At 71.0% G+C, this 21,161-nt stretch carries 16 protein-coding genes; 13 read left to right on the top strand and 3 right to left on the bottom strand.

Annotated features, from left to right (window positions below; genetic code table 11):
- The first annotated feature begins 107 nt into the window (after nt 1-107).
- The 3 genes from ACWGO0_RS14435 (at nt 108) to ACWGO0_RS14425 (ending at nt 3,674) form a co-directional block, all read left to right on the top strand.
- Nucleotides 108-767: a histidine phosphatase family protein gene (locus ACWGO0_RS14435; RefSeq protein WP_453533282.1), complete on the top strand. Its 660-nt coding sequence runs from the start codon at nt 108-110 to the stop codon at nt 765-767.
- A 12-nt stretch (nt 768-779) separates the two neighbouring features.
- On the top strand, nt 780-1,688 hold the full coding sequence (locus tag ACWGO0_RS14430; protein WP_453533280.1) for an ADP-ribosylglycohydrolase family protein: 909 nt from the start codon (nt 780-782) through the stop codon (nt 1,686-1,688).
- 195 nt (nt 1,689-1,883) lie between these two features.
- Nucleotides 1,884-3,674, top strand: coding sequence for a DUF4153 domain-containing protein (locus ACWGO0_RS14425; protein ID WP_453533277.1), 1,791 nt, complete (start codon nt 1,884-1,886; stop codon nt 3,672-3,674).
- 112 nt (nt 3,675-3,786) lie between these two features.
- Here the strand turns inward: ACWGO0_RS14425 and ACWGO0_RS14420 are convergent, their stop codons facing one another.
- A complete protein-coding gene (locus tag ACWGO0_RS14420; RefSeq protein ID WP_453533274.1) occupies nt 3,787-5,340 on the bottom strand; it encodes an MFS transporter in 1,554 nt (517 codons plus the stop codon).
- A gap of 185 nt (nt 5,341-5,525) precedes the next feature.
- Here ACWGO0_RS14420 and ACWGO0_RS14415 point away from each other — a divergent pair, with 185 nt between their 5' ends.
- From ACWGO0_RS14415 to ACWGO0_RS14405, 3 genes are all read left to right on the top strand, one after another.
- Entirely contained in the window at nt 5,526-6,152 is a 627-nt protein-coding gene (locus ACWGO0_RS14415) for a TetR/AcrR family transcriptional regulator (protein ID WP_453533271.1), read from the top strand.
- Nucleotides 6,153-6,269: 117 nt separating this feature from the next.
- Nucleotides 6,270-6,980 carry a ribonuclease HII gene (locus tag ACWGO0_RS14410; protein WP_453533268.1) on the top strand — a complete coding sequence of 237 codons (711 nt, stop codon included), beginning with the start codon at nt 6,270-6,272 and terminating at the stop codon, nt 6,978-6,980.
- 79 nt (nt 6,981-7,059) lie between these two features.
- Nucleotides 7,060-7,692: a hypothetical protein gene (locus tag ACWGO0_RS14405; protein WP_453533265.1), complete on the top strand. Its 633-nt coding sequence runs from the start codon at nt 7,060-7,062 to the stop codon at nt 7,690-7,692.
- Nucleotides 7,693-7,747: 55 nt separating this feature from the next.
- Here the strand turns inward: ACWGO0_RS14405 and ACWGO0_RS14400 are convergent, their stop codons facing one another.
- Together ACWGO0_RS14400 and ACWGO0_RS14395 are read right to left on the bottom strand one after the other, a co-directional pair.
- Entirely contained in the window at nt 7,748-8,389 is a 642-nt protein-coding gene (locus ACWGO0_RS14400) for a hypothetical protein (RefSeq protein WP_453533262.1), read from the bottom strand.
- A 216-nt stretch (nt 8,390-8,605) separates the two neighbouring features.
- Nucleotides 8,606-10,777 carry a RecQ family ATP-dependent DNA helicase gene (locus tag ACWGO0_RS14395; protein ID WP_453533259.1) on the bottom strand — a complete coding sequence of 724 codons (2,172 nt, stop codon included), beginning with the start codon at nt 10,775-10,777 and terminating at the stop codon, nt 8,606-8,608.
- Nucleotides 10,778-10,888: 111 nt separating this feature from the next.
- On the opposite strand from ACWGO0_RS14395, the gene ACWGO0_RS14390 reads away from it, so the two are divergent.
- The 7 genes from ACWGO0_RS14390 to ACWGO0_RS14360 all read left to right on the top strand — a co-directional run bounded on the left by ACWGO0_RS14390 (nt 10,889) and on the right by ACWGO0_RS14360 (nt 21,150).
- Nucleotides 10,889-12,226 (top strand): DUF4192 domain-containing protein, encoded by a 1,338-nt coding sequence (locus tag ACWGO0_RS14390; RefSeq protein WP_453533256.1) that lies wholly within the window; start codon nt 10,889-10,891, stop codon nt 12,224-12,226.
- A gap of 334 nt (nt 12,227-12,560) precedes the next feature.
- A complete protein-coding gene (locus ACWGO0_RS14385; RefSeq protein WP_453533253.1) occupies nt 12,561-14,510 on the top strand; it encodes a glycogen debranching N-terminal domain-containing protein in 1,950 nt (649 codons plus the stop codon).
- A 98-nt stretch (nt 14,511-14,608) separates the two neighbouring features.
- Nucleotides 14,609-15,373 (top strand): NUDIX hydrolase, encoded by a 765-nt coding sequence (locus ACWGO0_RS14380; protein ID WP_453533251.1) that lies wholly within the window; start codon nt 14,609-14,611, stop codon nt 15,371-15,373.
- 156 nt (nt 15,374-15,529) lie between these two features.
- Nucleotides 15,530-17,266 carry an ABC transporter ATP-binding protein gene (locus tag ACWGO0_RS14375; protein WP_453533249.1) on the top strand — a complete coding sequence of 579 codons (1,737 nt, stop codon included), beginning with the start codon at nt 15,530-15,532 and terminating at the stop codon, nt 17,264-17,266.
- Nucleotides 17,267-17,447: 181 nt separating this feature from the next.
- On the top strand, nt 17,448-18,314 hold the full coding sequence (locus tag ACWGO0_RS14370; RefSeq protein WP_453533357.1) for a FadR/GntR family transcriptional regulator: 867 nt from the start codon (nt 17,448-17,450) through the stop codon (nt 18,312-18,314).
- A gap of 323 nt (nt 18,315-18,637) precedes the next feature.
- On the top strand, nt 18,638-20,185 hold the full coding sequence (locus ACWGO0_RS14365; RefSeq protein WP_453533246.1) for an RNA polymerase sigma factor: 1,548 nt from the start codon (nt 18,638-18,640) through the stop codon (nt 20,183-20,185).
- Nucleotides 20,186-20,319: 134 nt separating this feature from the next.
- Complete coding sequence (locus ACWGO0_RS14360; RefSeq protein WP_453533243.1) at nt 20,320-21,150, top strand: S1 family peptidase; 831 nt, start codon at nt 20,320-20,322, stop codon at nt 21,148-21,150.
- Nucleotides 21,151-21,161: the final 11 nt, after the last annotated feature.

The following is a 21,161-nucleotide window of genomic DNA, read 5'->3' as shown; positions in this document are numbered from 1 at the left end:
CCTGGACGGTGTGACCGGCTCCTTCGGAGCCGTTTCGTTGGTCACATACGCCGGGACGGAGCCCGTACAACTGCTCGATCGAGGCGCACTGGGCCTAGGGTCGAGACATGGCACGACCGCAGCGCATTGTTCTCGTCCGGCACGGTGAGTCCGAAGGCAATGCCGACGACACGGTGTACGAGCGGGAGCCCGACCACGCGCTGAGGCTCACGGCGAAGGGACTGCGGCAGGCCGAAGAGACGGGGAGCCGGCTGCGCGAGCTGTTCGACGGGCAACGGGTCAGCGTCTACGTCTCGCCCTACCGCAGGACCCACGAAACGTTCGGAGCGTTCGGTCTCGACCCGGACAAGGTGCGGGTGCGGGAAGAGCCCAGGCTGCGCGAGCAGGACTGGGGGAACTGGCAGGACCGGGACGACGTACGTCTGCAGAAGGCGTACCGCGACGCGTACGGCCACTTCTTCTACCGCTTCGCCCAGGGAGAGTCCGGTGCCGACGTGTACGACCGGGTCGGGGCGTTCCTGGAGAGTCTGTACCGGAGCTTCGAGGATCCCGGCCACCCGGAGAACGTCCTGCTGGTCACTCACGGGCTGACGATGAGGCTGTTCTGCATGCGCTGGTTCCACTGGTCGGTGGCGGAATTCGAGTCGCTGTCCAACCCGGGCAACGCGGAGACGCGGTCACTGCTGCTGGGAGAGGACGGCCGCTACGCGCTTGACCGGCCGTTCGAGCACTGGCGCACCCCGGAACCGTACGGCACCACCGGATAGAGTGGCAGAGCGATGACCGCTGACTCTACTTCCGACCGGCGCTTCGAACGCGCCCTGGCCAGCCTGCGTGGGCTGTCCGTGGGAGACGCCCTGGGCTCCCAGTTCTTCGTCCCCGTCAACTATCCGCTGCTCAAACGGCGTGCTCTGCCGCCCGGTCCCTGGCAGTGGACCGACGACACCGAGATGGCCGCATCCGTACTCGCCGTGCTCGGCGAGCACGGCCGTATCGACCAGGACGCTCTCGCTCACTCCTTCGCCGATCACCACGATTTCGACCGTGGATACGGGCCCGCCGTGAACAGGCTGCTCAGGCTGGTCCGGGAGGGCGGCGACTGGCGCGAGCTGGCGTCCGCGCTCTTCAACGGGCAGGGCTCCTGGGGCAACGGGTCGGCCATGCGGATCGCGCCGCTCGGCGCCTGGTACGCGGATGACCCGGAGCAGGCCACTCACCAGGCCGAGATCTCCTCGTACACGACGCACCAGCACCGCGAGGGCGTCGTCGGCGCGATGGCGGTTGCCGCCGCCGCCTCGCTGGCTGCCGCGCCCGGTGGTCCGCCGACGCCGGGTGATCTTCTCGACGGTGTCATCGCTCTCGTACCGCGCAGTGCGGTCGGGGCGGGGCTTCGCCGGGCGCGCGACATGCTCGACTACCGCGATGCCGGGACGGTGGCGGCGGTCCTCGGCAACGGGCGCCGTACAAGTGCACATGACACCGTGCCGTTCGCCCTGTGGTCGGCGGCGCGCAGCCTCGGCGACTTCGAGCAGGCCTTCTGGGTGACGGCCCAGGCCGGCGGTGATGTCGACACGACCTGCGCGATCGTCGGAGGCGTGGTCTCGGCGGGCAGGGCGGGAGCGCCGCCGGCTGACTGGCTGGCACAGACGGAAGCGCCGCCGCACTGGCTCGACGTGACGCGCAGCTGACAACGCGCCGGGCCGTGTCCACTGTCACGGTCCTGCCACAGCACGGTCCACAGCTGCTCGGGCGACTGCGGGGGGAATACTCTTTCGGCCACACCGCCACTCATTGATCTTGTAGTGGCATGCGCCGAATGAGACGCCGGGGCGATCGTGTGGCCTCCTGACCGTGCGAGCGGGCCCCGGTGGGGGAGGGGTCCCATGCCCGATCAACCGTCCGAGGCTTCGCGCCGACCCGATACGTCGACGCCGGCCGGCGGGTCCGCGCCGGCCGATGCGACCGGTTCGCCCGATGCAGCCGCGTCCGGTCCCGCCGGGGCGCACCCGGCGGCGGAGAAGACCGGCACTGCGCCGGTAACCGCCGGCGGCTCCGCCGAGCCGCCGCCGGGGCAGCCTGTGCCGGGGCAGCGGCAGCCTGTGCCCGGGCAGCGGCAGCAGACCGACCCGTGGCAGCCGGCCGGACAGCCGCCGGGTGCGCGGTCCCGGATGCGCCCGCTTCCATCGGCCGCCATCCCGGCCGCCACGCTCTGGTCCGTCCTCGCCACCGCGCTGCTCAGCGCGATCCTGCTGGGGGAGGGCCTGGGCCCGAACCTCCTGATCGTCGCGGTGCCGGCATCTCTCGCGGCCTTCTTCGCCGCACGCGCCGCAGGTCGGCGGCTGCGCCCCTGGACGCTCACCTGGGCGGTCGGAGGGCTGGCGCTTCTCGCGGTACCGGCCCTCAGGGACGCAGGCTGGCCGACCTTCCTCGCCATGGTGTCGGCCCTCGCGCTGGGTTCCCTGGCACTGCACGGCAGCCGCAGCTGGCTGGGCATCTTCCTCGGTTCGCTGGGCCTGGTCGGCTCGACGGCACCTGGCCTGCGGTGGGGGTGGCGAGGTATGCGGTCCCAGGCGGAGTCCTCGCGTGCCCGCTGGGGCACGGCTGTCCGTACGACCGCGGTGGCCGTCGTCCTGCTCATCGTGTTCGGCGCGCTCTTCGCCGGAGCGGACGCCGCCTTCGCCGATCTGCTGAGCAACCTCATCCCCGATGTGTCGATCGGGGACGGCCCGTGGCGGTTCTTCCTGTTCCTGCTGGGACTCGTGGGCGCACTGGCCGCCGCGTACGCCGCTGCCGCCCCGGCCCGGTGGGACGAGGTCACCATCCCTCCAGGACCGGCCCGCGGACGGGTGGAGTGGGCGCTTCCGCTCATCGTCCTCAATCTGCTCTTCGCGGCGTTCATCGCGCTCCAGCTCGCCGTCCTGTTCGGCGGATACGACAAGGTGCTGGAGGAGACCGACCTCTCCTACGCCGAGTACGCCCGCCAGGGCTTCTGGCAGCTGCTGTGGGCCACCCTGCTCACACTCCTCGTGATCGCCCTCGCTCTGCGCTGGGCGCCGCGAGGCGGGGCCCGCGACCGGACGCTGGTACGTGGAGTGCTCGGCGCCCTGTGCGTACTCACGCTCGTGGTCGTGGCCTCGGCGCTCCGCCGCATGGACCTGTACGTGGACGCGTACGGCCTGACCAGGCTGCGGATCTCCGTCGCCGCCATGGAACTCTGGCTCGGGGTGGTGCTCGTCCTGATCATCGCCGCGGGTGTGTTCGGCGCGCGGCTGCTGCCGCGCGCCGTTGCCGTGAGCGCTGCCGTCGGCGTCCTCGCTTTCGGCCTGCTCTCGCCGGACGCGATGATCGCGGAGCAGAGCGTTCAGCGGTACGAGAGCGAAAAGCGCATCGACACCGACTACCTCAAGACGCTCTCGGCCGATGCCGTACCGGCGCTGGACAAGCTGCCGGAACCGCTGCGGTCCTGCGCGCTGGGCAGGATCGAGCGCAATCTCGACGACTCGGACGAGCCCTGGTACGCCACCAGCTGGGGAGTGGCGCGGGCCCGCGACATCCTGGCGGAGCGCAGTGCGCTGGACGGTGCGCACGACTGCGGCAGATCGGGCCGCTACGGGACGGGCAGCGAACGGGACGATGTCGACGGGGAGTTCTACGACCCGTACGACCCGTACTGATCCGCTGATCCTTCCCGTGCGGACGCGAGTGCGGACGCGGGTGCGGACGCGGACGCGGGTGCGGGTGCGGTCGCCTGAAGGCGTATCCCGCACCCGCGTCGGCGCGTTGGCGCTACGCGGCCGGACCGGCCGCCGCGGACTTTCCGCTCAGTGCTTCCAGGTCGCTCTTGCGTACCCGGATGACCAGCATCGCGGTGAGCAGTGCGACAGCGGCCATGGCGACCCCGGCTGTGAACGCCGTGGAGATGCCCTGGGTGAGGACCTCGTCGGCCCATGGCGCGGGTAGTTCCTGGGTTCTTGCGAACTCCGCCTGCTGTTCCGGTGTCGCCTGCGCCATGAACAGCGGGATCTGCTTCTCCGCCTCGTTGCGGCTTGCCGTACCGAAGACGGTGACCAGGATGGAGAGGCCCAGCGAACCGCCCACCTGCTGGCTCGCGTTGAGCAGACTGGACGCCGCGCCCGCCTCGTGCGGCTCGACGCCGGACACAGCTGTCAGCGTCAGCGTGACGAAGTTCAGTCCCATTCCGAAGCCGAACAGGAGCATGGGCCCGAGCACACCGCTCACATAGGAGCTGTCCGGCGAGATGAGGGTCTGCCAGAAGAGGCCGAGCCCGGTGATCGTCGAACCGGTGACCATGAAGGGTTTGGGCCCGAGTACCGGCAGCAGACGTTGCGAGAGTCCGGCGCCGGTGATGATCGCGACGGTCACCGGCAGGAACGCGAGGCCGGCCTCGATGGGGCTGTAGTCCAGGACGTTCTGCACGAACAGCACGATGAAGAAGAACATGCCGAACATCGCCGCGGCCAAGCTGAGCATGATCACGTAGGTGCCCGAGCGGTTGCGGTCGGCGAACATCCGCAGGGGAGTGATCGGTTCCTTCGCGCGGGATTCGATGAGTACGAATGCGGCGAGCAGCAGCACCGCCGCACCGAAGGACGACAGGGTGAGCGTGTCGCGCCAGCCCTCCTCGGAGGCACGGATGAACCCGTACACCAGCGAGGCCATACCGACCGTCGAGGTCAGCGCCCCGGAGACGTCGAAACGGCCCGGGTGCTTCTCCGACTCGCTGATGTAGACGGGCGCGAGGGCCGCGATCAGCACACCGATCGGTACGTTGACGAAGAGGACCCAGCGCCAGTCGAGCCACTCGGTGAGCATGCCGCCGGTCAGGAGCCCGATCGCGCCACCGCCCGCCGAGACCGCGGCGAACACACCGAACGCGCGGTTGCGCTCGGGCCCTTCGCGGAACGTGGTGGTGATCAGGGCCAGCGAGGTCGGTGAGGCGATGGCGCCACCGACACCCTGCAGTGCCCGCGCGGCCAGCAACTGCCAGGGCTCCTGGGCGAGTCCGCCCAGCAGCGAGGCAAAGGTGAAGACGATGATTCCGGTCATGAAGACCCGGCGGCGGCCCAGGATGTCACCGGCCCGGCCACCGAGCAGCAGCAGACCGCCGAACGTGAGCGTGTAGGCGCTCAGAACCCAGGAGAGATCGGTCGTCGAGAAGCTGAGCGCGTCCTGGATGTGGGGAAGCGCGATGTTGACGATGGTGGCATCGAGCACGACCATCAGCTGACATGCGGCAATGACGGCGAGTGCGATCCCCGGGCGCCCCTCCCGGCGGGCCGCGCCCGGTGTGCCCTTTTTTCTTAACTGAGAGGTTGTCACTATGAGTCCCCCACAAATGAATTAGTGAACGGAACCGTTCACTGTCTCGTCACGGTAGTGAGTCCCCATTAGTGAACGCAAGCGTTCACTGAGCCTGTCGTCGACGAGATGTCCATCGCTGTCGGCCGTGTCCGCCCCGGACCGCGCCGATCCGCTCCTCTCCCCGTCGTGATGGAGATCGACTGATGGCTACTTCACACCTGGCTGCCGCCGCACATCCCCGCCCGGTGTCCCTGCGCCGCCGCGGCCCCGTTCTGGAACGGGCGATCCTCGCCGCCGCCCTTGAGCAACTCAGCACCGTCGGCTGGAGCGGGCTGACGATGGAAGGCGTGGCGGCCGGTGCTCAGACCGGCAAGGCCGCCGTGTACCGGCGCTGGCCGTCCAAGGAGGATCTGGTCGCGGACGCACTGCGCGCGGGACTGCCTTCGATGGGCGAAGCCCGTGACTGCGGCGGGATTCGCGAGGACCTGTACGAGGTCTGCCGACGGCTTCGCGACGCGATGCTTTCGGCGCCGGGTGTCGCACTGCGGTCGGTGCTTCACGAATGCGATGTGCGTGCGGCCGACCGCTTCCACGGGGTGATCATGGATGGCGTGGTCGGCCCCTCGACCGAGCTCTTTCGCGAGGTCGTCGGCCGAGGTGTGGGCCGTGGTGAGGTGCGTCCGGAGGCGGCGAACGACATGGCGTTCGACGTCATCCCGGCCATGATGATGTACCGGTCGAAGGTGTGCGGCAGCGAATGGCCGGACGAGGAGATCGCCCGGATGATCGACCAGGTCATGATGCCGATCCTGCGCACCTGTCACCGCTGACGTCCCTCTTCCCCGCCCGGTCCGCGACACTCCGGCCGCCGGAGTGCTCGGGAGCGGCACGCACCCGGCGCCCCGGGGTGTTCTTGCGGTGGTCATCGGCGTACGCTTGCTGGCGCCATGCCGTACGAACCACCCACGCACACCGTCGAGCGCTCACTGCGCGCTACCACTGGTGCCAGGACCGTCGCCGGTGTCGACGAGGTCGGACGCGGAGCGTGGGCCGGCCCCGTCACCGTCTGCGCTGCCGTCACCGGGCTCCGTCGACCCCCGGAGGGGCTCACGGACTCGAAGCTGATCAGTCCCAGGCGCCGCGCCGAACTGGCTCCGCTGCTGGAGGACTGGGTCACGGCCTACGGGCTGGGACACGCCTCGCCGCAGGAGATCGACGACCTCGGCATGACCGCGGCCCTTCGGCTGGCGGCGGTGAGGGCCCTCGATCGCCTGCCGGTGCGGCCGGACGCCGTGATCCTCGACGGCAAGCACGACTACCTGGGCGCGCCCTGGCAGGTCCGCACCGTGATCAAGGGGGACCAGTCGTGTATCGCGGTCGCCGCCGCTTCGGTGATCGCGAAGGTCCACCGGGACACGATGATGGCCGAACTGGGTGCGGAATCAGGGGAGTACACAGACTTTGCCTTCGGCGCCAACGCGGGATACCCGTCGCCGGTACACAGGGCCGCACTGGAGGAGCGGGGGCCCACGCCCCATCACCGTCTCTCCTGGTCCTATCTTGATGCGTTGCCCAGGTGGCAGCACCTGAAGAAGGTCCGATTCTCCGCCGAGGCGGTTGCACTGGAAAGCGGGGGCCAGCTCGGCTTCGACTTCTGATCGCGCACGTATCCACCCGTCGCGCACACGTACCCACCCGCCGACTCCCGAAGCGTCGGCGCTCGAAAGTCCACCATTCATGCCTCTCATCCCCGAGGAGCCTCAGATTCACGAGAGCGCCCAGGGTCCCCGCGTTACTCCGGCCGCCGGCCGCACCGCGCCGACCCCCCGTCCCGTACCAGGTCCGCGTTCCGCGGCCATGCCGCGTCCCGGGCGTCCGGGCCCCGGCCCCGCGCGCCCTGCGCCCCCGGCGCAGCGCCCGCACTCCACACCCACTCCCGCCGCCTCCGCTCAGGGCCCGGCCCAGGCGGAGAATCGTTCCGCGCCGCAGCTCCAGCTGATCCCGGCCCCGGCCGGCGGCGCACTCGACGCGGCCGACGAGGCAGTCGACCTGCTGCTCGACACGGGGCGCGCACCGGGCGACATCCTGGTCCTCACCAGCGGTGAGGTGCACCCCTGGGCCGCGCACGAGATCTCCTTCGGAGAGGCCGCCTACTGGGCGCAGCACGACGCCGGCGACGACGTCTTCTTCGCCCACCTCGCGGCGGCCGGCCGTGCGAAGTCCCGCCCGGTGGTCGTGGTCGCGGTCAACGGGGACGTCGACGACGCCACCGCCCGCGCACTCACCGCGGCGCGGGAGCGCGCCGGAGTGCTGCTGATCGTGTGCGGGGACCCGCAGAAGATCAACTCCGTGCTCGGCGCGACAGTCTGAGCCGTACGCCGTAGGGTCCCGGCCGCCCGCGAGGGTGGCCGGGACCGTGTGCGTCTCAGCGGGCCGCGGTCCGCCGCAGAGCATCGAGCGCGCCGCCGCCGGTGCGCTGGGGCGCCGGATCGAGATCCACGAATGCCTCGGACAGCTTCGAGGCCGGCGATATGGAACTGGGCCGACGGCCTCCCCGGCCCTCGCCGAGCACCTGCCAGCCTCCGCGTGTCAGCGTGATGTAGGCGCCGCACCGCAGGCCGTGCAGCGTGCAGGCGTCCCGCAGCCCCCACATCCACGCGCCGTCCTCCTCCGTCCAACGCTCGTCGCCCTCGCGGCAGTAGAGCAGCACCGCCGTACGGATCGGAGCGCGGCGGCGCAGATCGTGCGGGATGACCCGGCGCAGATGAGCCAGCAGCGCGTTGCGGAACTCCCACCCGTCCGCGGCCACGGTCGTCCGCCGGGCGAACGAGGCGCTGGCCGTCAGCCGTTCCTCGTGGTCCAGAACGGCCACGACGGCGGTCGCCGGAGCCGGCCTGTGGCGGGCGTGGAGGCCACTGACGACGTCACGCGGGCTCCGCAGCAGAGGTATGCCGGCCGATGCCCATTCGGCTGGTTCGAGTGTCCTGGCAAGGTTGTTGACGGAGCCTGCGGACGCCGAGGACGTTGGCATCGAAGAGGCTTGGGACGGAGCGAATCCGAAGGTCACGGTCCTCCCTTCGCTACGAGCCCACGGTGCGGGCAGGGTCGAGTGAGGGCGCGCCGCGGCACAGCCCTTCCGGGCCGCGAAAGGACCGTGCGGGGAGCGAGTCCAATTCTTCCTGGCGCATCGGCAGGCGGCAACGAGCAATTGGCCCGGCTGACGGGAATCAGCCGGAATGACACTGATATCCCTGCCCAGACCGCGCCCCCGCGACGCCACCTGTCACGCCTGAACAGCGAGGACCAGCGGAAACACCCCGTCCGCTCCCGCCCTGCGGAGCAGTCGCGAAGCAACGGCGAGCGTCCATCCCGTATCGGAGAGATCGTCCACGAGCAGCACGGGGCCGCCCGCGGAGGCGATCGCTTCCGCCAGCCCGGGCTCCACGACGAGCGCTTCGTGCAGCGCCCGCACCCGCTGTGCGCTGTTCGTCTGCGAGATTCGTACGTCCTCGGTCCCGGGCGCGTACGTAACCGTGCCGAGGAACGGCATTCGGCCCACCTCGGCGATACGGCTGCCGAGGGACTGGACGAGCTGCGGCCTGCGGCGCGAGGCGACCGTCACGACACCCACGGGGCGCGGGGAGGCGTCAGGGGAGCCCGAGGCCCAACCACCGGGCCCCTTGGCCCAGTCCGCGAGGACGGTGACCACCGCGGTCGCCACATCGTCCGGGACCGGGACGTCCGGTGCCTGCGCCGCCAGCATGGGACGCAGCCTGTTGCCCCAGCCGATGTCGGAGAGCCGGCCGAGCGCCCGGCCCGTGAAGGACTGCTCGCCCACCGGGATCCGGCCCTTGAGGTCCACTCCCACGGCGGGGAGTCCGGTCGGCCACATCTTCCGGGGCTCCACGTCCACACCGGGACGGCCGAGTTCACCGCGTGCGCCGTCCAGCGCGGCGGTGGACACCTTGTCGTCGAACCGCGCTCCCGCGCAGTTGTCGCAGCGCCCGCACGCCGTGGCCTCGTCGTCGTCCAGCTGGCGGCGGAGGAACTCCATGCGACAGGCCGTGCTGGAGGCGTAGTCACGCATGGCCTGCTGCTCAGCGGCACGCTGCCTGGCGACCCAGGCATAGCGCTCCGAGTCGTAGACCCAGGGCTCGCCCGTGGAGATCCAGCCGCCCTTGACCCGCTTGACGGCGCCGTCGACGTCCAGCACCTTGAGCATCGTCTCCAGCCGGGTGCGCCGAAGATCGACCAACGGCTCCAGGGCGGGCAGGGAGACGGGCCGGCCCGCCTGGGCGAGCACATCGATGGTCCGCCGCACCTGCTCCTCGGGAGGGAAGGCGACGGACGCGAAGTACTGCCAGATCGCCTCGTCCTCCTTGCCCGGCAGCAGCAGCACCTCCGCGTGCTCGACGCCACGCCCCGCACGCCCGACCTGCTGGTAGTACGCGATGGGGGAGGAGGGCGACCCGAGGTGCACGACGAAACCCAGGTCGGGTTTGTCGAATCCCATGCCGAGCGCGGAGGTGGCGACCAGCGCCTTGACCCGGTTGGCCAGCAGATCGTCCTCGGCCTGCTGCCGGTCGGCGTTCTCGGTCCGTCCCGTGTACGACGCGACGGTGTGTCCGCAGTGACGCAGGTAGGCGGTGATCTCCTCGGCTGCGGCGACCGTGAGCGTATAGATGATCCCCGAGCCCGGAAGCTCGCCGAGATGATCGCCCAGCCAGGCCAGCCGATGTGCGGCATTGGGCAGCTGGAGCACGCTGAGACTGAGGCTCTCCCGGTCCAGGGCGCCTCGCAGGACCAGCGCGTCGGTACCCGCGCCGGTGCCCAGCTGCTCCGCGACATCCGCGGTCACCCGGGCATTGGCGGTCGCCGTCGTCGCCAGCACCGGCACGTCCGCGGGCAGATCGGCGAGCATGGTCCGCAGACGGCGGTAGTCCGGCCGGAAGTCATGACCCCAGTCGGAGATGCAGTGCGCCTCGTCGACCACGAGCAGCCCGGTCGCGGCAGCGAGCTTCGGCAGGACCTGGTCGCGGAAGTCGGGGTTGTTGAGCCGCTCGGGACTGACCAGCAGCACATCCACCTCACCCGCTGCGACCTCGGCCTGGACCGTGTCCCACTCCTCGGTGTTCGACGAATTGATCGTGCGCGCGCTGATTCCGGCCCTGGCCGCCGCCGCGACCTGGTTGCGCATCAGAGCCAGCAGCGGCGAGACGATCACCGTCGGCCCGCTGCCCTGCGCGCGCAGCAGCGAGGTCGCGACGAAGTACACGGCGGACTTGCCCCAGCCGGTCCGCTGCACGACCAGCGCCCTGCGCTTGTCGGCGACGAGGGCCTCGATGGCCCGCCACTGGTCCTCGCGCAGCCGGGCTGTGCCGGTGGGGTCCCCGACGAGTTGGGCAAGTACGGAATCGGCCGAAGCCCTGAGCTCTGCGCGATCTGGGTTGGTCATGCCCCCATGCAACCCGATGGCTGTGACAAACCACGAACGACGGAGCCGCGCCTGTGGACAAGTTATCCACAGGGGGTTTCGGAAATCGGCGGCTCGCGGGACGGTCATGCCATGAACAAGCACCACGAATCCACCGGACCGGCCGACGAACAGCAGATCACCCTGCGCGGCCCCGCCGAACTCGCCGACGCCCTTCCGTACCTGATGGGATTCCATCCCGACGACAGCGTGGTCATGGTGGCCCTGCACGGCGGTCGCGGGCGTTTCGGCGGGCGACTCAGGCTCGGGATTCCGCGATCGCCGAATGAGTGGGAGCCCGTCGCCGACCAGCTCGCCGAGTGCCTGGTCTCGGGCAGCGAGCGGCGGGGCTCCCGGCCCGACGCGATCGTCGTCTTCCTCTGCCAGGACCCGACGGAAGGGGTGACGGGTCACCAGACCATGGAGCGGCTGCGGCCGTTCGCGCAGCTGCTGCGCACGGCCTGCGGGGCGCTCGACGTACCCGTGCTGGAAGCGCTCTGCATTTCCGGTGGCCGCTATTGGTCCTACTGCTGCCCGGACAGCAGGTGCTGCCCGCATGAGGGAAACCCACTGGCTCTGCCGGGTACGACGGTCATGGCGGCGGCAGCGGCCTATGCGGGCATTCACGTGCGCGGCTCGCTGCGCGACATGGAGGCGCGGCTCGCACCGCTGGAGACGGCGGGGGCGTGCGGTCAGCAGCAGGCGCTGGACTCGGCGGGGGCCGTGCTGGTGTCCAGGATCCTGGACACCGAGGGCCGGGCCGAAGTGGCGGGGGAGACCCTGGAGCTCGCGTACGTGCTCATGGACCGTCTGGCGGGCGCGCCCACGGGTCCGCCCTCCGCGGCGGACACGAACGACGACCGTCTGATCAGCCACGACGAGGCCGCCGCCGTGATTCTCGGGCTCCAGGACCGGGAGACGAGGGACAAGGCGGCGGAATGGATGGAAGGCCCCGAAGCGGCGTCCGCACTGCGTCTGTGGCGGGCTCTCGCCCGCCGCTGTGTCGGCCCGTACGTGGAACACGCCGCCGCACCGCTCACACTGGCCGGCTGGGTCTCCTGGTCCACCGGCGACGAGCCGGCCGCCCGGGTGGCGCTGGGGCTCGCTCTGCGCGCCGACCCCGACTACACCTTCGCTCAACTGCTTCACGAGGCGTGCAACGCGGGTCTGAATCCGGAGACCCTGCGCCGCTGTCTGCGGGGCGAGCGCACCGCGGGTGCGGGAGAGGACCGTCATGGCAGCCGCGAAGCCCAGGGAGGCGGGGACGGGCCGCGCACGGGGAGGCGGGCGAGGCCCCGCACGGTTCCCTCGCAGGTGGCCAAGCGGCGCAGGACCGCGCCCGGTGACACCGGCCCCGGATCCGTGGTGGTCCGGCGCCGGGCGCGGGAATCCAGGCGCCAGGGCAGGCGCGGTAGCAGGAGTGGGCGATGACAGCCGTGACCGGGTGGCCCGTGGAGCCGTTCACGGGGGTGGCGGAGTCGCACGACCCGTGGCGTCGCAGACACAGCTGCTGTCCGGAGCGCACGGACGGCGCAGAAAGACCACCATGGCCCTCACCGTCCCTCCGCGAGATCCCGAGCCCGCGGTCCCCTCTCCAGCTCCTCACCTCGGCCGTCCCGCATCGGCGGGCCCAGGCACCGCCGTGCCGCCCGTACGCGCAGTCGGCCGGATCGGCGACGTGGGGGCCGGTGCTGCGGGGCCCGGCGCAGTCGGACCCCTCGTGCCTGCCGGGCTCGCCGGGCCCGGGCCGCGCACGGAGCGGCGTATGCGTGAACTGCCTTCCGCGCACCTCGCGGTCATCTGCGTCGCGCTGCCGTCGATGGCTGTCTCGGCGGACCACGGCCAGCTCACGGGGCAAGGTCTGGAGGGCTTCTACCGGTCGGGCCGCCGACTGCTCTCCCGGTGCCATCTGCGCGTGGGCGGCCGCGAACCCATCGCGGTCCAGGGCGGTCTGGTCGCCTCCGACAGCGCGCGATTTCTGGGCCTGGTGCGTACGGCGGGCGACACCGGACCCGACCCCGAGATCACCGTCGAGCGAAGGCGCCAGGCCGAAGGTATCGAGCGGATCACCCTGCACAGCGCGTCGTCCCGGACCCGCCGGCTTCCCGTCGAGATCTCCCTGGCGACCGATCTCGTCGAGCTGGGCGCCATCGCGATGGGCAGCCCGGGACCCGAGCGGGTCGCCAGCGTTCATGACTCGGGACTGAGCTGGACCGCCGCCGACGGCCTCGGCTGCGCCGTCGCGGCCGACCCGCCGCCCCAGGACGCGGTGGCCTCCGCGGGGTTGCTGCGCTGGGACGTCCTGCTCGCACCCGGGGCTTCGTACGGCATCGAGCTGAGCATCCGCGCCGAGCGCCGTGGACGGACTCCGGGACGGCCCGCGAACCGGCTGTCCCCCGACGCACGGGCCGAGGCGGACGACCCCCGGGTCGAACCGCTCGTGCGGACCGGGCTCGGTGATCTCCGGGCGCTGCTGGTCAGCAGCGAGCGGAGTCCCGCCGACGGCTGGCTGGCGGCCGGGGTTCCCTGGCGCTGCGGCCCCGCTCCGGCCGAGGCGCTGTGGGCCGCGCGGATGGTGCTGCCCCTGGGAACGGGACTCGCGGCGTCCACGCTGCGCACGCTCGCCCGTTCCCAGTTACGGGGTTCCGGCTCCTATCACGGGCGTATCCCGGGGCCGCTCCGGGACGCGGGACCCCGGCTCCCGCCCAGTTGCACGGGTATCGAGGCGACACTCGCGTATCCGACCGTGCTGGCGGAGGCGCGCCGCTGGGGGCTGCCCGAACAGGAAGTGGCCGAGCTGCTTCCGGCGGCGGAGCGGTGCCTGCGATGGCTGCGTACCGCCGCGGAGGACGACGGGTTCGTCCCGGACGGCGGCCCAGACGGATACCGGCGTGCCGAGACCCAGGCCCATGCCCATCGGGCCGCTCTGCTCGGCGCCGAACTGCTCGACGAGTGCGGCCGGGGCGGCGGCGATGCGTGGCGGGAGTGGGCCGGAGCGCTGCGGAGTCGGTTCGGAGCGGAATTCTGGATCGACGACCGCGCGGGCGGCTGCCCCGCCGCAGCGCGCGGCGGTCCGGCGGGGCAGACCGTGCCGTATCCGGGCAGCGGTCTGGCGCATCTGCTGGACACCGGTCTGTCGGGCGGAGGGCGGCTCGCGACCGGCCTGCTGGACGCGGAGCGGACAGGCCGCTTGGCCAGACTCCTCGGCGGACCGGCGCTGGACTCGGGGTGGGGGCTGCGGACGCTCGGGGCGAAGGAGCCCGGCCACAATCCGTTCGGCCACCGCTCCGGTGCGGTACGGGTGCACGAGACGGCGGTCGCCTGCGTGGGACTGGCCGCCGCCGGATACGAGAAGGAGGCGAGCAGCCTGTTGCGGGGAGTTCTCGGTGCCGCCGAGACGTTCGGCTACCGCCTTCCCGAGATGTACGCGGGGGAGCAACGCCGTGCGGGCAGCGCTCCCGCGCCCCACCCGACGGCCTGTCGCCCGGCCGGCGTCGCGGCGGCGGCCGGGATCCACCTGGTCACCATGCTCGCGGGCATCCGCCCCGACGTGCCGGCCGCGACGGTCTCGCTGAGCCCGGTCCGCTGTGCCCCGCTGGGGGCCGTCCAGCTCTCCGGGCTGCGTCTGGCCGGCGAGCCGTTCGCTGTGCGGATCAGTCGGCTCGGCCTCGGAATGGTCGAGGAAGCAGCCGCCGGACTCCAGCTGGGCGGGTGACGCCGAGGGTGCCGCGAGGAGTGCGGGACGGAGTTCCGGATCACGACGGGCATGACGAAGGGACTGTTTATCGTCAGGAAGACGACTATGATCACGGCATGCCGCCCTACGACCCTTCGACCTTCCCGCCCTTCGCTGTCACCGTCGATCTGGTTGTGCTCACCGTGCGCCGTCACGCGCTCTGCGCGCTGGTCGTACGCCGTGGTGAGACACCGTTCCAGGGCAGATGGGCGCTGCCCGGCGGATTCGTCAGAGCTGATGAGGATCTCGGTGCGGCGGCAGCCCGTGAGCTCGTCGAGGAAACCGGTCTGTGCGCTCACGATCCGGCGACTCCGGCTGTGGGAAACGGCGCGCATCTCGAACAGCTCGCGACCTACGGAGACCCCAAGCGCGATCCCCGTATGCGGGTCGTCAGCGTGGCCCATCTCGCGCTGGCCCCCGACCTGCCCGCGCCGCGCGCGGGCGGCGATGCCCACAGTGCCCGCTGGGCGCCCGTCGAGGGTCTGCTCGGTCCGGAGGGAGGCTTCGGCGGTGAGGGCGAGCAGTCCGCGCCGCTGGCCTTCGACCACGCCCAAATCCTCGCGGACGGGGTCGAGCGCGCCCGTTCGAAGATCGAGTACTCCTCGCTGGCCACGGCGTTCTGCCCTCCGGAGTTCACGGTCGGTGAGCTGCGGCGGGTCTACGAGGCGGTGTGGGGCGTGGTTCTGGACCCCCGTAACTTCCACCGCAAGGTGACGGGCACGCCCGGGTTCCTGGTTCCGTCCGGAGGGACGACCACGCGGCAGGGCGGCCGTCCCGCCCAGTTGTTCCGGGCCGGCGCGGCCACCGTGCTCAACCCGCCGATGCTGAGGCCCGAAGTCTGACGTCGCGGGCGTCCCCCGGGTGTCTCGCGGGCGCCCGGAGCCCGAACGTGCGGAACGCCCGTAGGTTCACGCTGCGCGAAAAGTCGTAATTGTCGCGTTATGTTGCTGCGGTACTCACCCAGCCGCCGAGCGGTCTCACCTCCCGCGAGAGAAGCGATGCTCCAGGCCATCGGACTCACCAGCAGCCCCCGCCGCGACCTTCCGCCCGCCGTGGCCGATCTGACCTTCGAAGCAGGTCCCGGCCGTGTCACCGCCCTGCTCGGCGCCCCGGGTTCCGGCAAGACCACTGCCCTGCGCCTCATGCTCGAACTCGAACCGGGGCGGGGCGTCACCTACTTCCGGGGCCGGCCGCTGCACCGCATCGGTCATCCTCCCCGCGAGGTGGGGGTGCTCCTCGGAGACGTACCGGGCCACCCTTCCCGTACGGCCCGCGGCCAGCTCCGGATGCTCTGCGCCGCCGCGGGGGTACCCGCGTCGCGGGCGGACGAGGTGCTCGAAGTCGTCGGTCTGGCCGGGCTCGGGGACCAGCGCATCGGGACCCTCTCGGTCGGCATGGACCGCAGGCTCGGTCTCGCCTCCGCGCTGCTGGGCGACCCTCACACGCTCATTCTCGACGAGCCCGCGGAGGGGCTTTCGCCGCGTGAGATCAGCTGGTTGTACGGGCTGCTGCGCGCACACGCCGCCCAGGGCGGAACGGTCCTGCACGCCACCAGCGACCCCAAGGAAGCCGCTCGCACGGCCGACCGTGTCGTCACCATCGACGAAGGGCGTCTCGTCGCCGACCAGGACGTCGCCGACTTCTCCCGTACGCGACTGCGTCCGCGCGTCGCCGTCCGTACCCCGCACGCCGCCAGGCTCGCCGCCGTGGTCAGCCGCGAGGCGCGCGCCTCGCAGCGCTCCGTCGAGGTGGTCGCCGAGGAGAGCTGCCGGCTGTCGGTGTACGGCAGCAGCTGCGCGGAGATCGGGGACGCGGCGTTCCGGCACGGTGTCCCCGTCCATCAACTCGCCGACGAGATCGGTGACGCCGGACCCGCCGCCGCGCCAGAAGCGAAGAGCGGGAAGCGTCCGGGCTCGTCCGTCGCCCTCTCCGAACTGCCTCCTCCGATCCCGGTACGCCCGGCGCGCGGACCGCTCCGTCCGCTCCGCTACGAGCTGCGCAGACTGCTCGGTGTGCGGACAACGACCGTGATCATGGCTGCCGTTCTGGTGGTCTCCGCCGGGCTGTCCGTCCTGCTCGCCCGCTCGGGGGGAACGCCGCTGCCGAAGCTGCTGGCGGGCTGGCCGGCCCTGCTGCCCCTGCCTCCGGCCGCTCTCGGCGCCGGGCTGCTCGGCGCACTCTCGTTCGGGGACGAGTTCCGCTATCCGGCACTCGCCGCCGGACGTGGGACAGTCCCGCGCCGGATCGGCCTGCTGCTGGCCAAGCTGACGGTGTCCGCCGGGGTCGGGATCCTGCTCGCGGCCCTGGTGGTGCTGGCCGACGCGCAGGTCCTGCGGCTCGTGTACGGCGGCGACTTGGTCGAGGTCCCGGCGAATGCCGCGCCGCTCGCCGCGAGTTGGGCCGGCCTCACCGTCGGCTGCGCCTGGGCGGGACTGCTGGCCGCGGGCATCTTCCGGGTGGCGGGCGCGGGGATCGCCGCGGTCCTGGCCGTTCCCGTTCTCGTCGTCCCGCTCGTTCAGAAGGTGCTCGCGGGGCCGTCCGCCCGTTCGGTCTCCGGACTCCCGGCCAGGCTGCGCGAGCTGACCTGGCTGCAGTGGCCGTACGAGGCCGACCGCTGGGTGCTCGGTGTCGTGAGGGTGGTGGCGCAGCCCGTCGGGGCGGCACTTTCCCTGTCGTTGTCGGCCCTGATCTGCGCGTATGTGATCACCAGCCTTCGCGGAAGGGCTCGTTGGTGATCACGGGAGCCCCGGATGGCGGCAGACCGCCCCTAACTCCCTTGGAAATGCCCGTTTTATGCATATATGGCGTCAATTGTGGGGTAGGCGCCGATCACCCTTTCGTGTGCTTTTCACCAAAGACCTCAAGGGGTGAGCGAGCCGCGCCGACAAAGGATGCGTGAGTACCCTTGCGCACACCATGATGACCGCCGCCCGCTCCGTCGAACCCGGCCTCGCCGGCTCGGGTGAACTCGACCGCTACCCCTACGCGGAGGCGCCGGCCGGCGAACGCGCCGCGCTGCGTTCCTGGGGCGGCGCCGATTCCGAGTTGGGACGGGCGAGCCGACGGGGGGCCGCCAGTCGCGGCCGAGGTCTCCACGGCCAACTCGTCCAGCAGCTTGGCCAGATGATCGTTTCCGGGGACCTGGGTGCCGACCGCCCGCTCGTTCCGGAGGAGATCGGCCAGCGTTTCGAGGTCTCCCGCACCGTCGTGCGCGAGTCCCTGCGCGTTCTTGAGGCCAAGGGCCTGGTCAGTGCCCGCCCGAACGTGGGCACCAGGGTCCGTCCGGTCAGTGACTGGAATCTGCTGGACCCCGACATCATCGAATGGCGGGCGTTCGGCCCCTCGCGCGACGACCAGCGCCGGGAGCTCGGCGAGCTCCGGTGGACGATCGAGCCGCTTGCCGCCCGGCTCGCCGCGGGCCACGGCCGCGAGGACATTCAGCAGCGGCTCGGCGACATGGTCGAGATCATGGGACACGCGATGGCGCAGGGTGACGGGATCACGTTCTCCCGCGCCGACGCGGAGTTCCACGCCCTGCTGATCCAGGCCGCGGGCAACCGCATGCTGGAGCACCTCTCCGGCATCGTCTCGGCCGCGCTCCAGGTCTCCGGCGCGCCCGTCACCGGCTGTGACCGTCCGACCGAGGCGTCGCTCGGCCACCACGCGCGGATCGTCGAGGCCCTCGCGACGGGTGACTCCGTCGGCGCCGAGGCCGCGATGCGCCAGTTGCTCATGGTTCACCCGGAAGTGGAGCGAGTGGTTCCTGCGCCGCGCGAGCACTGAGCGCACACGGCCGGGGTGTACGGACCAGGTGTCGCCGGATCCTCGCGATCCGGCGGCACAATTGTGGAGAGATGTCACCTCTGGCACTGTTCGTCGCAAATGAGGTGTGACTCGGGCCACGCGGATTGGGCGTAACACTCCTCGAAACAGTGCGATGACTTAAGAGGTGACCGTCGCGGAAGGAATACAGCAGCTACCCAGTGCGCTGTGCAGTTCTGAGGCCAAGCCCGCGCCGTCGGCAACATTCCCAGCCGACGGTCGTCGGTTCCAGCCCTCCCCGGGGCCGGGCCGGAAGCCGTTTCCATCGTTCCGAGAGGTTGTTCGTGTCGGCCAGCACATCCCGTACGCTCCCGCCGGAGATCGCCGAGTCCGAGTCTGTGATGGCGCTCATCGAGCGGGGAAAGGCTGATGGGCAGATCGCCGGCGATGACGTGCGTCGGGCCTTCGAGGCTGACCAGATTCCGCCAACCCAGTGGAAGAATGTTCTGCGCAGCCTCAACCAGATCCTCGAGGAAGAGGGTGTGACGCTGATGGTCAGTGCCGCGGAGTCGCCGAAGCGCGCCCGCAAGAGCGTCGCAGCGAAGAGCCCGGTCAAGCGCACCGCCACCAAGACTGTCGCGGCCAAGACGACCGTGACGAGGACCGTCGCGGCCACTGCCGCCCCGGCGGCCGAGAGCGTGGATGCGGCGGCCGACGACGCCACCGCGACCGCTCCGGCGAAGAAGGCAGCAGCCAAGAAGACGGTTGCCAAGAAGACTGCCGTGAAGAAGACGGCAGCCAAGAAGACAGCAGCGAAGAAGGCCGGCAAGCAGGACGACGAGCACCTCGACGGCGACGAGTCGGCCGAGGACGTCAAGGCCGGCAAGGGCGAGGAAGAGGAGGGCGAGGGCGAGAACAAGGGCTTCGTCCTCTCCGACGACGACGAGGACGACGCACCTGCGCAGCAGGTCGCCGTCGCCGGCGCCACGGCCGACCCCGTCAAGGACTACCTGAAGCAGATCGGCAAGGTCCCGCTCCTCAACGCCGAGCAGGAGGTCGAGCTCGCCAAGCGCATCGAGGCGGGCCTGTTCGCCGAGGACAAGCTGGCGAATTCCGACAAGCTCGCTCCGAAGCTCAAGCGCGAGCTGGAGATCATCGCCGAGGACGGCCGCCGCGCCAAGAACCACCTGCTGGAGGCAAACCTCCGACTCGTGGTCTCCCTGGCCAAGCGCTACACCGGCCGCGGCATGCTCTTCCTGGACCTGATCCAGGAGGGCAACCTGGGTCTGATCCGCGCGGTCGAGAAGTTCGACTACACCAAGGGCTACAAGTTCTCCACGTACGCCACCTGGTGGATCCGTCAGGCGATCACCCGCGCGATGGCCGACCAGGCCCGCACCATCCGTATCCCGGTGCACATGGTCGAGGTCATCAACAAGCTCGCGCGCGTCCAGCGCCAGATGCTCCAGGACCTGGGCCGCGAGCCCACCCCGGAGGAGCTGGCCAAGGAGCTCGACATGACCCCTGAGAAGGTCATCGAGGTCCAGAAGTACGGCCGTGAGCCGATCTCCCTCCACACCCCGCTGGGTGAGGACGGCGACAGCGAGTTCGGAGACCTGATCGAGGACTCCGAGGCGGTCGTGCCGGCCGACGCGGTCAGCTTCACGCTGCTCCAGGAGCAGCTGCACTCGGTGCTCGACACGCTCTCCGAGCGTGAGGCCGGCGTGGTCTCGATGCGCTTCGGTCTCACCGACGGTCAGCCGAAGACGCTCGACGAGATCGGCAAGGTCTACGGCGTGACGCGTGAGCGCATCCGTCAGATCGAGTCGAAGACCATGTCGAAGCTGCGCCACCCGTCGCGTTCGCAGGTGCTGCGCGACTACCTCGACTAAATCGCAGGCGTACGGAGGCCGAGGGCCCGGACCCCATGGGGGATGCCGGGCCCTCGGCCTTTTGCGCGCGTGCGGCACGGGGCGGACTGGATGACTCTGGGTGGGACTTGTTCGACGCAGCGTCAGGAGCCCCCATGCCCCGTACCGTCCTCCGTGCCGTGACCGGGGCTCTCGCCCTGACGGCTGCCGCCGCCGTGCTGCCCCTGGGGGCACCCGCTCCGGCGGCCGCGGACAGCATCGTCATCGGTGGGGAGCCGGCCCACGTCGCGGACAGCCCGTGGGCCGTCGCGCTGTCGAGCCGTGACCGGTTCGGAGGAACCAGGGCCGGTCAGTTCTGCGGTGCTGTGGTGATTGCGCCGTCCAAGGTCCTCACGGCGGCGCACTGTCTCGGGTACGAGGTCCTCGGCGCCGATGTGAGCCGGATCCGCGACCTCCGGGTCATCGCCGGACGTGACGAGCTGCTCGGGTCCGGGGGGCAGGAGATCGCCGTACGGGACGCCTGGATCAATCCCGGTTACGACCCCGATGCGAACGCGGGTGACCTGGCGGTGCTCACGCTGGCGGGGAAACTGCCGGCGAGCAGTGTGATCCCGATGGCGAAGGCCGGTGACGCGGCCTACGGGCCGGGCACGCGCGCGGCCGTCTACGGGTGGGGTGACACCACGGGAGGCGGGGCCTACGCGTCCGCCCTGCGCTCGGCGCCGGTGCAGGTGCTGCCGGACGTCATGTGCGAGCAGGCGTACCCGGGCGGCCTGGAGGGCACGTACGACGCCGCGACGATGCTCTGCGCGGGCGATCCCCAGGGCGGGCACGACGCGTGCCAGGGGGACAGCGGAGGGCCGCTGGTGGCCCGTGGGCGGCTTGTGGGCCTGGTCTCCTGGGGCAGCGGGTGCGGGCAGGCGGGCAGCCCGGGTGTGTACACGCGGATCTCCGCGGCCATCGGCTGGATGGCAGCTCAGAACTGACGGCCCCCGAC

Source organism: Streptomyces sp. NPDC055749, from assembly GCF_053617235.1.
This window is presented reverse-complemented; position numbering and strand designations above follow the sequence as displayed.

What these genes read in the sequence shown, in the direction of transcription:
- ACWGO0_RS14435 (WP_453533282.1), top strand. Translation starts at nt 108, where the DNA reads ATGGCACGACCGCAGCGCATTGTTCTCGTCCGGCACGGTGAGTCCGAA.
- ACWGO0_RS14430 (WP_453533280.1), top strand. Translation starts at nt 780, where the DNA reads ATGACCGCTGACTCTACTTCCGACCGGCGCTTCGAACGCGCCCTGGCC.
- ACWGO0_RS14425 (WP_453533277.1), top strand. Translation starts at nt 1,884, where the DNA reads ATGCCCGATCAACCGTCCGAGGCTTCGCGCCGACCCGATACGTCGACG.
- ACWGO0_RS14415 (WP_453533271.1), top strand. Translation starts at nt 5,526, where the DNA reads ATGGCTACTTCACACCTGGCTGCCGCCGCACATCCCCGCCCGGTGTCC.
- ACWGO0_RS14410 (WP_453533268.1), top strand. Translation starts at nt 6,270, where the DNA reads ATGCCGTACGAACCACCCACGCACACCGTCGAGCGCTCACTGCGCGCT.
- ACWGO0_RS14405 (WP_453533265.1), top strand. Translation starts at nt 7,060, where the DNA reads ATGCCTCTCATCCCCGAGGAGCCTCAGATTCACGAGAGCGCCCAGGGT.
- ACWGO0_RS14395 (WP_453533259.1), bottom strand. Translation starts at nt 10,777, where the DNA reads ATGACCAACCCAGATCGCGCAGAGCTCAGGGCTTCGGCCGATTCCGTA.
- ACWGO0_RS14390 (WP_453533256.1), top strand. Translation starts at nt 10,889, where the DNA reads ATGAACAAGCACCACGAATCCACCGGACCGGCCGACGAACAGCAGATC.
- ACWGO0_RS14385 (WP_453533253.1), top strand. Translation starts at nt 12,561, where the DNA reads ATGCGTGAACTGCCTTCCGCGCACCTCGCGGTCATCTGCGTCGCGCTG.
- ACWGO0_RS14380 (WP_453533251.1), top strand. Translation starts at nt 14,609, where the DNA reads ATGCCGCCCTACGACCCTTCGACCTTCCCGCCCTTCGCTGTCACCGTC.
- ACWGO0_RS14375 (WP_453533249.1), top strand. Translation starts at nt 15,530, where the DNA reads ATGCTCCAGGCCATCGGACTCACCAGCAGCCCCCGCCGCGACCTTCCG.
- ACWGO0_RS14370 (WP_453533357.1), top strand. Translation starts at nt 17,448, where the DNA reads ATGATGACCGCCGCCCGCTCCGTCGAACCCGGCCTCGCCGGCTCGGGT.
- ACWGO0_RS14360 (WP_453533243.1), top strand. Translation starts at nt 20,320, where the DNA reads ATGCCCCGTACCGTCCTCCGTGCCGTGACCGGGGCTCTCGCCCTGACG.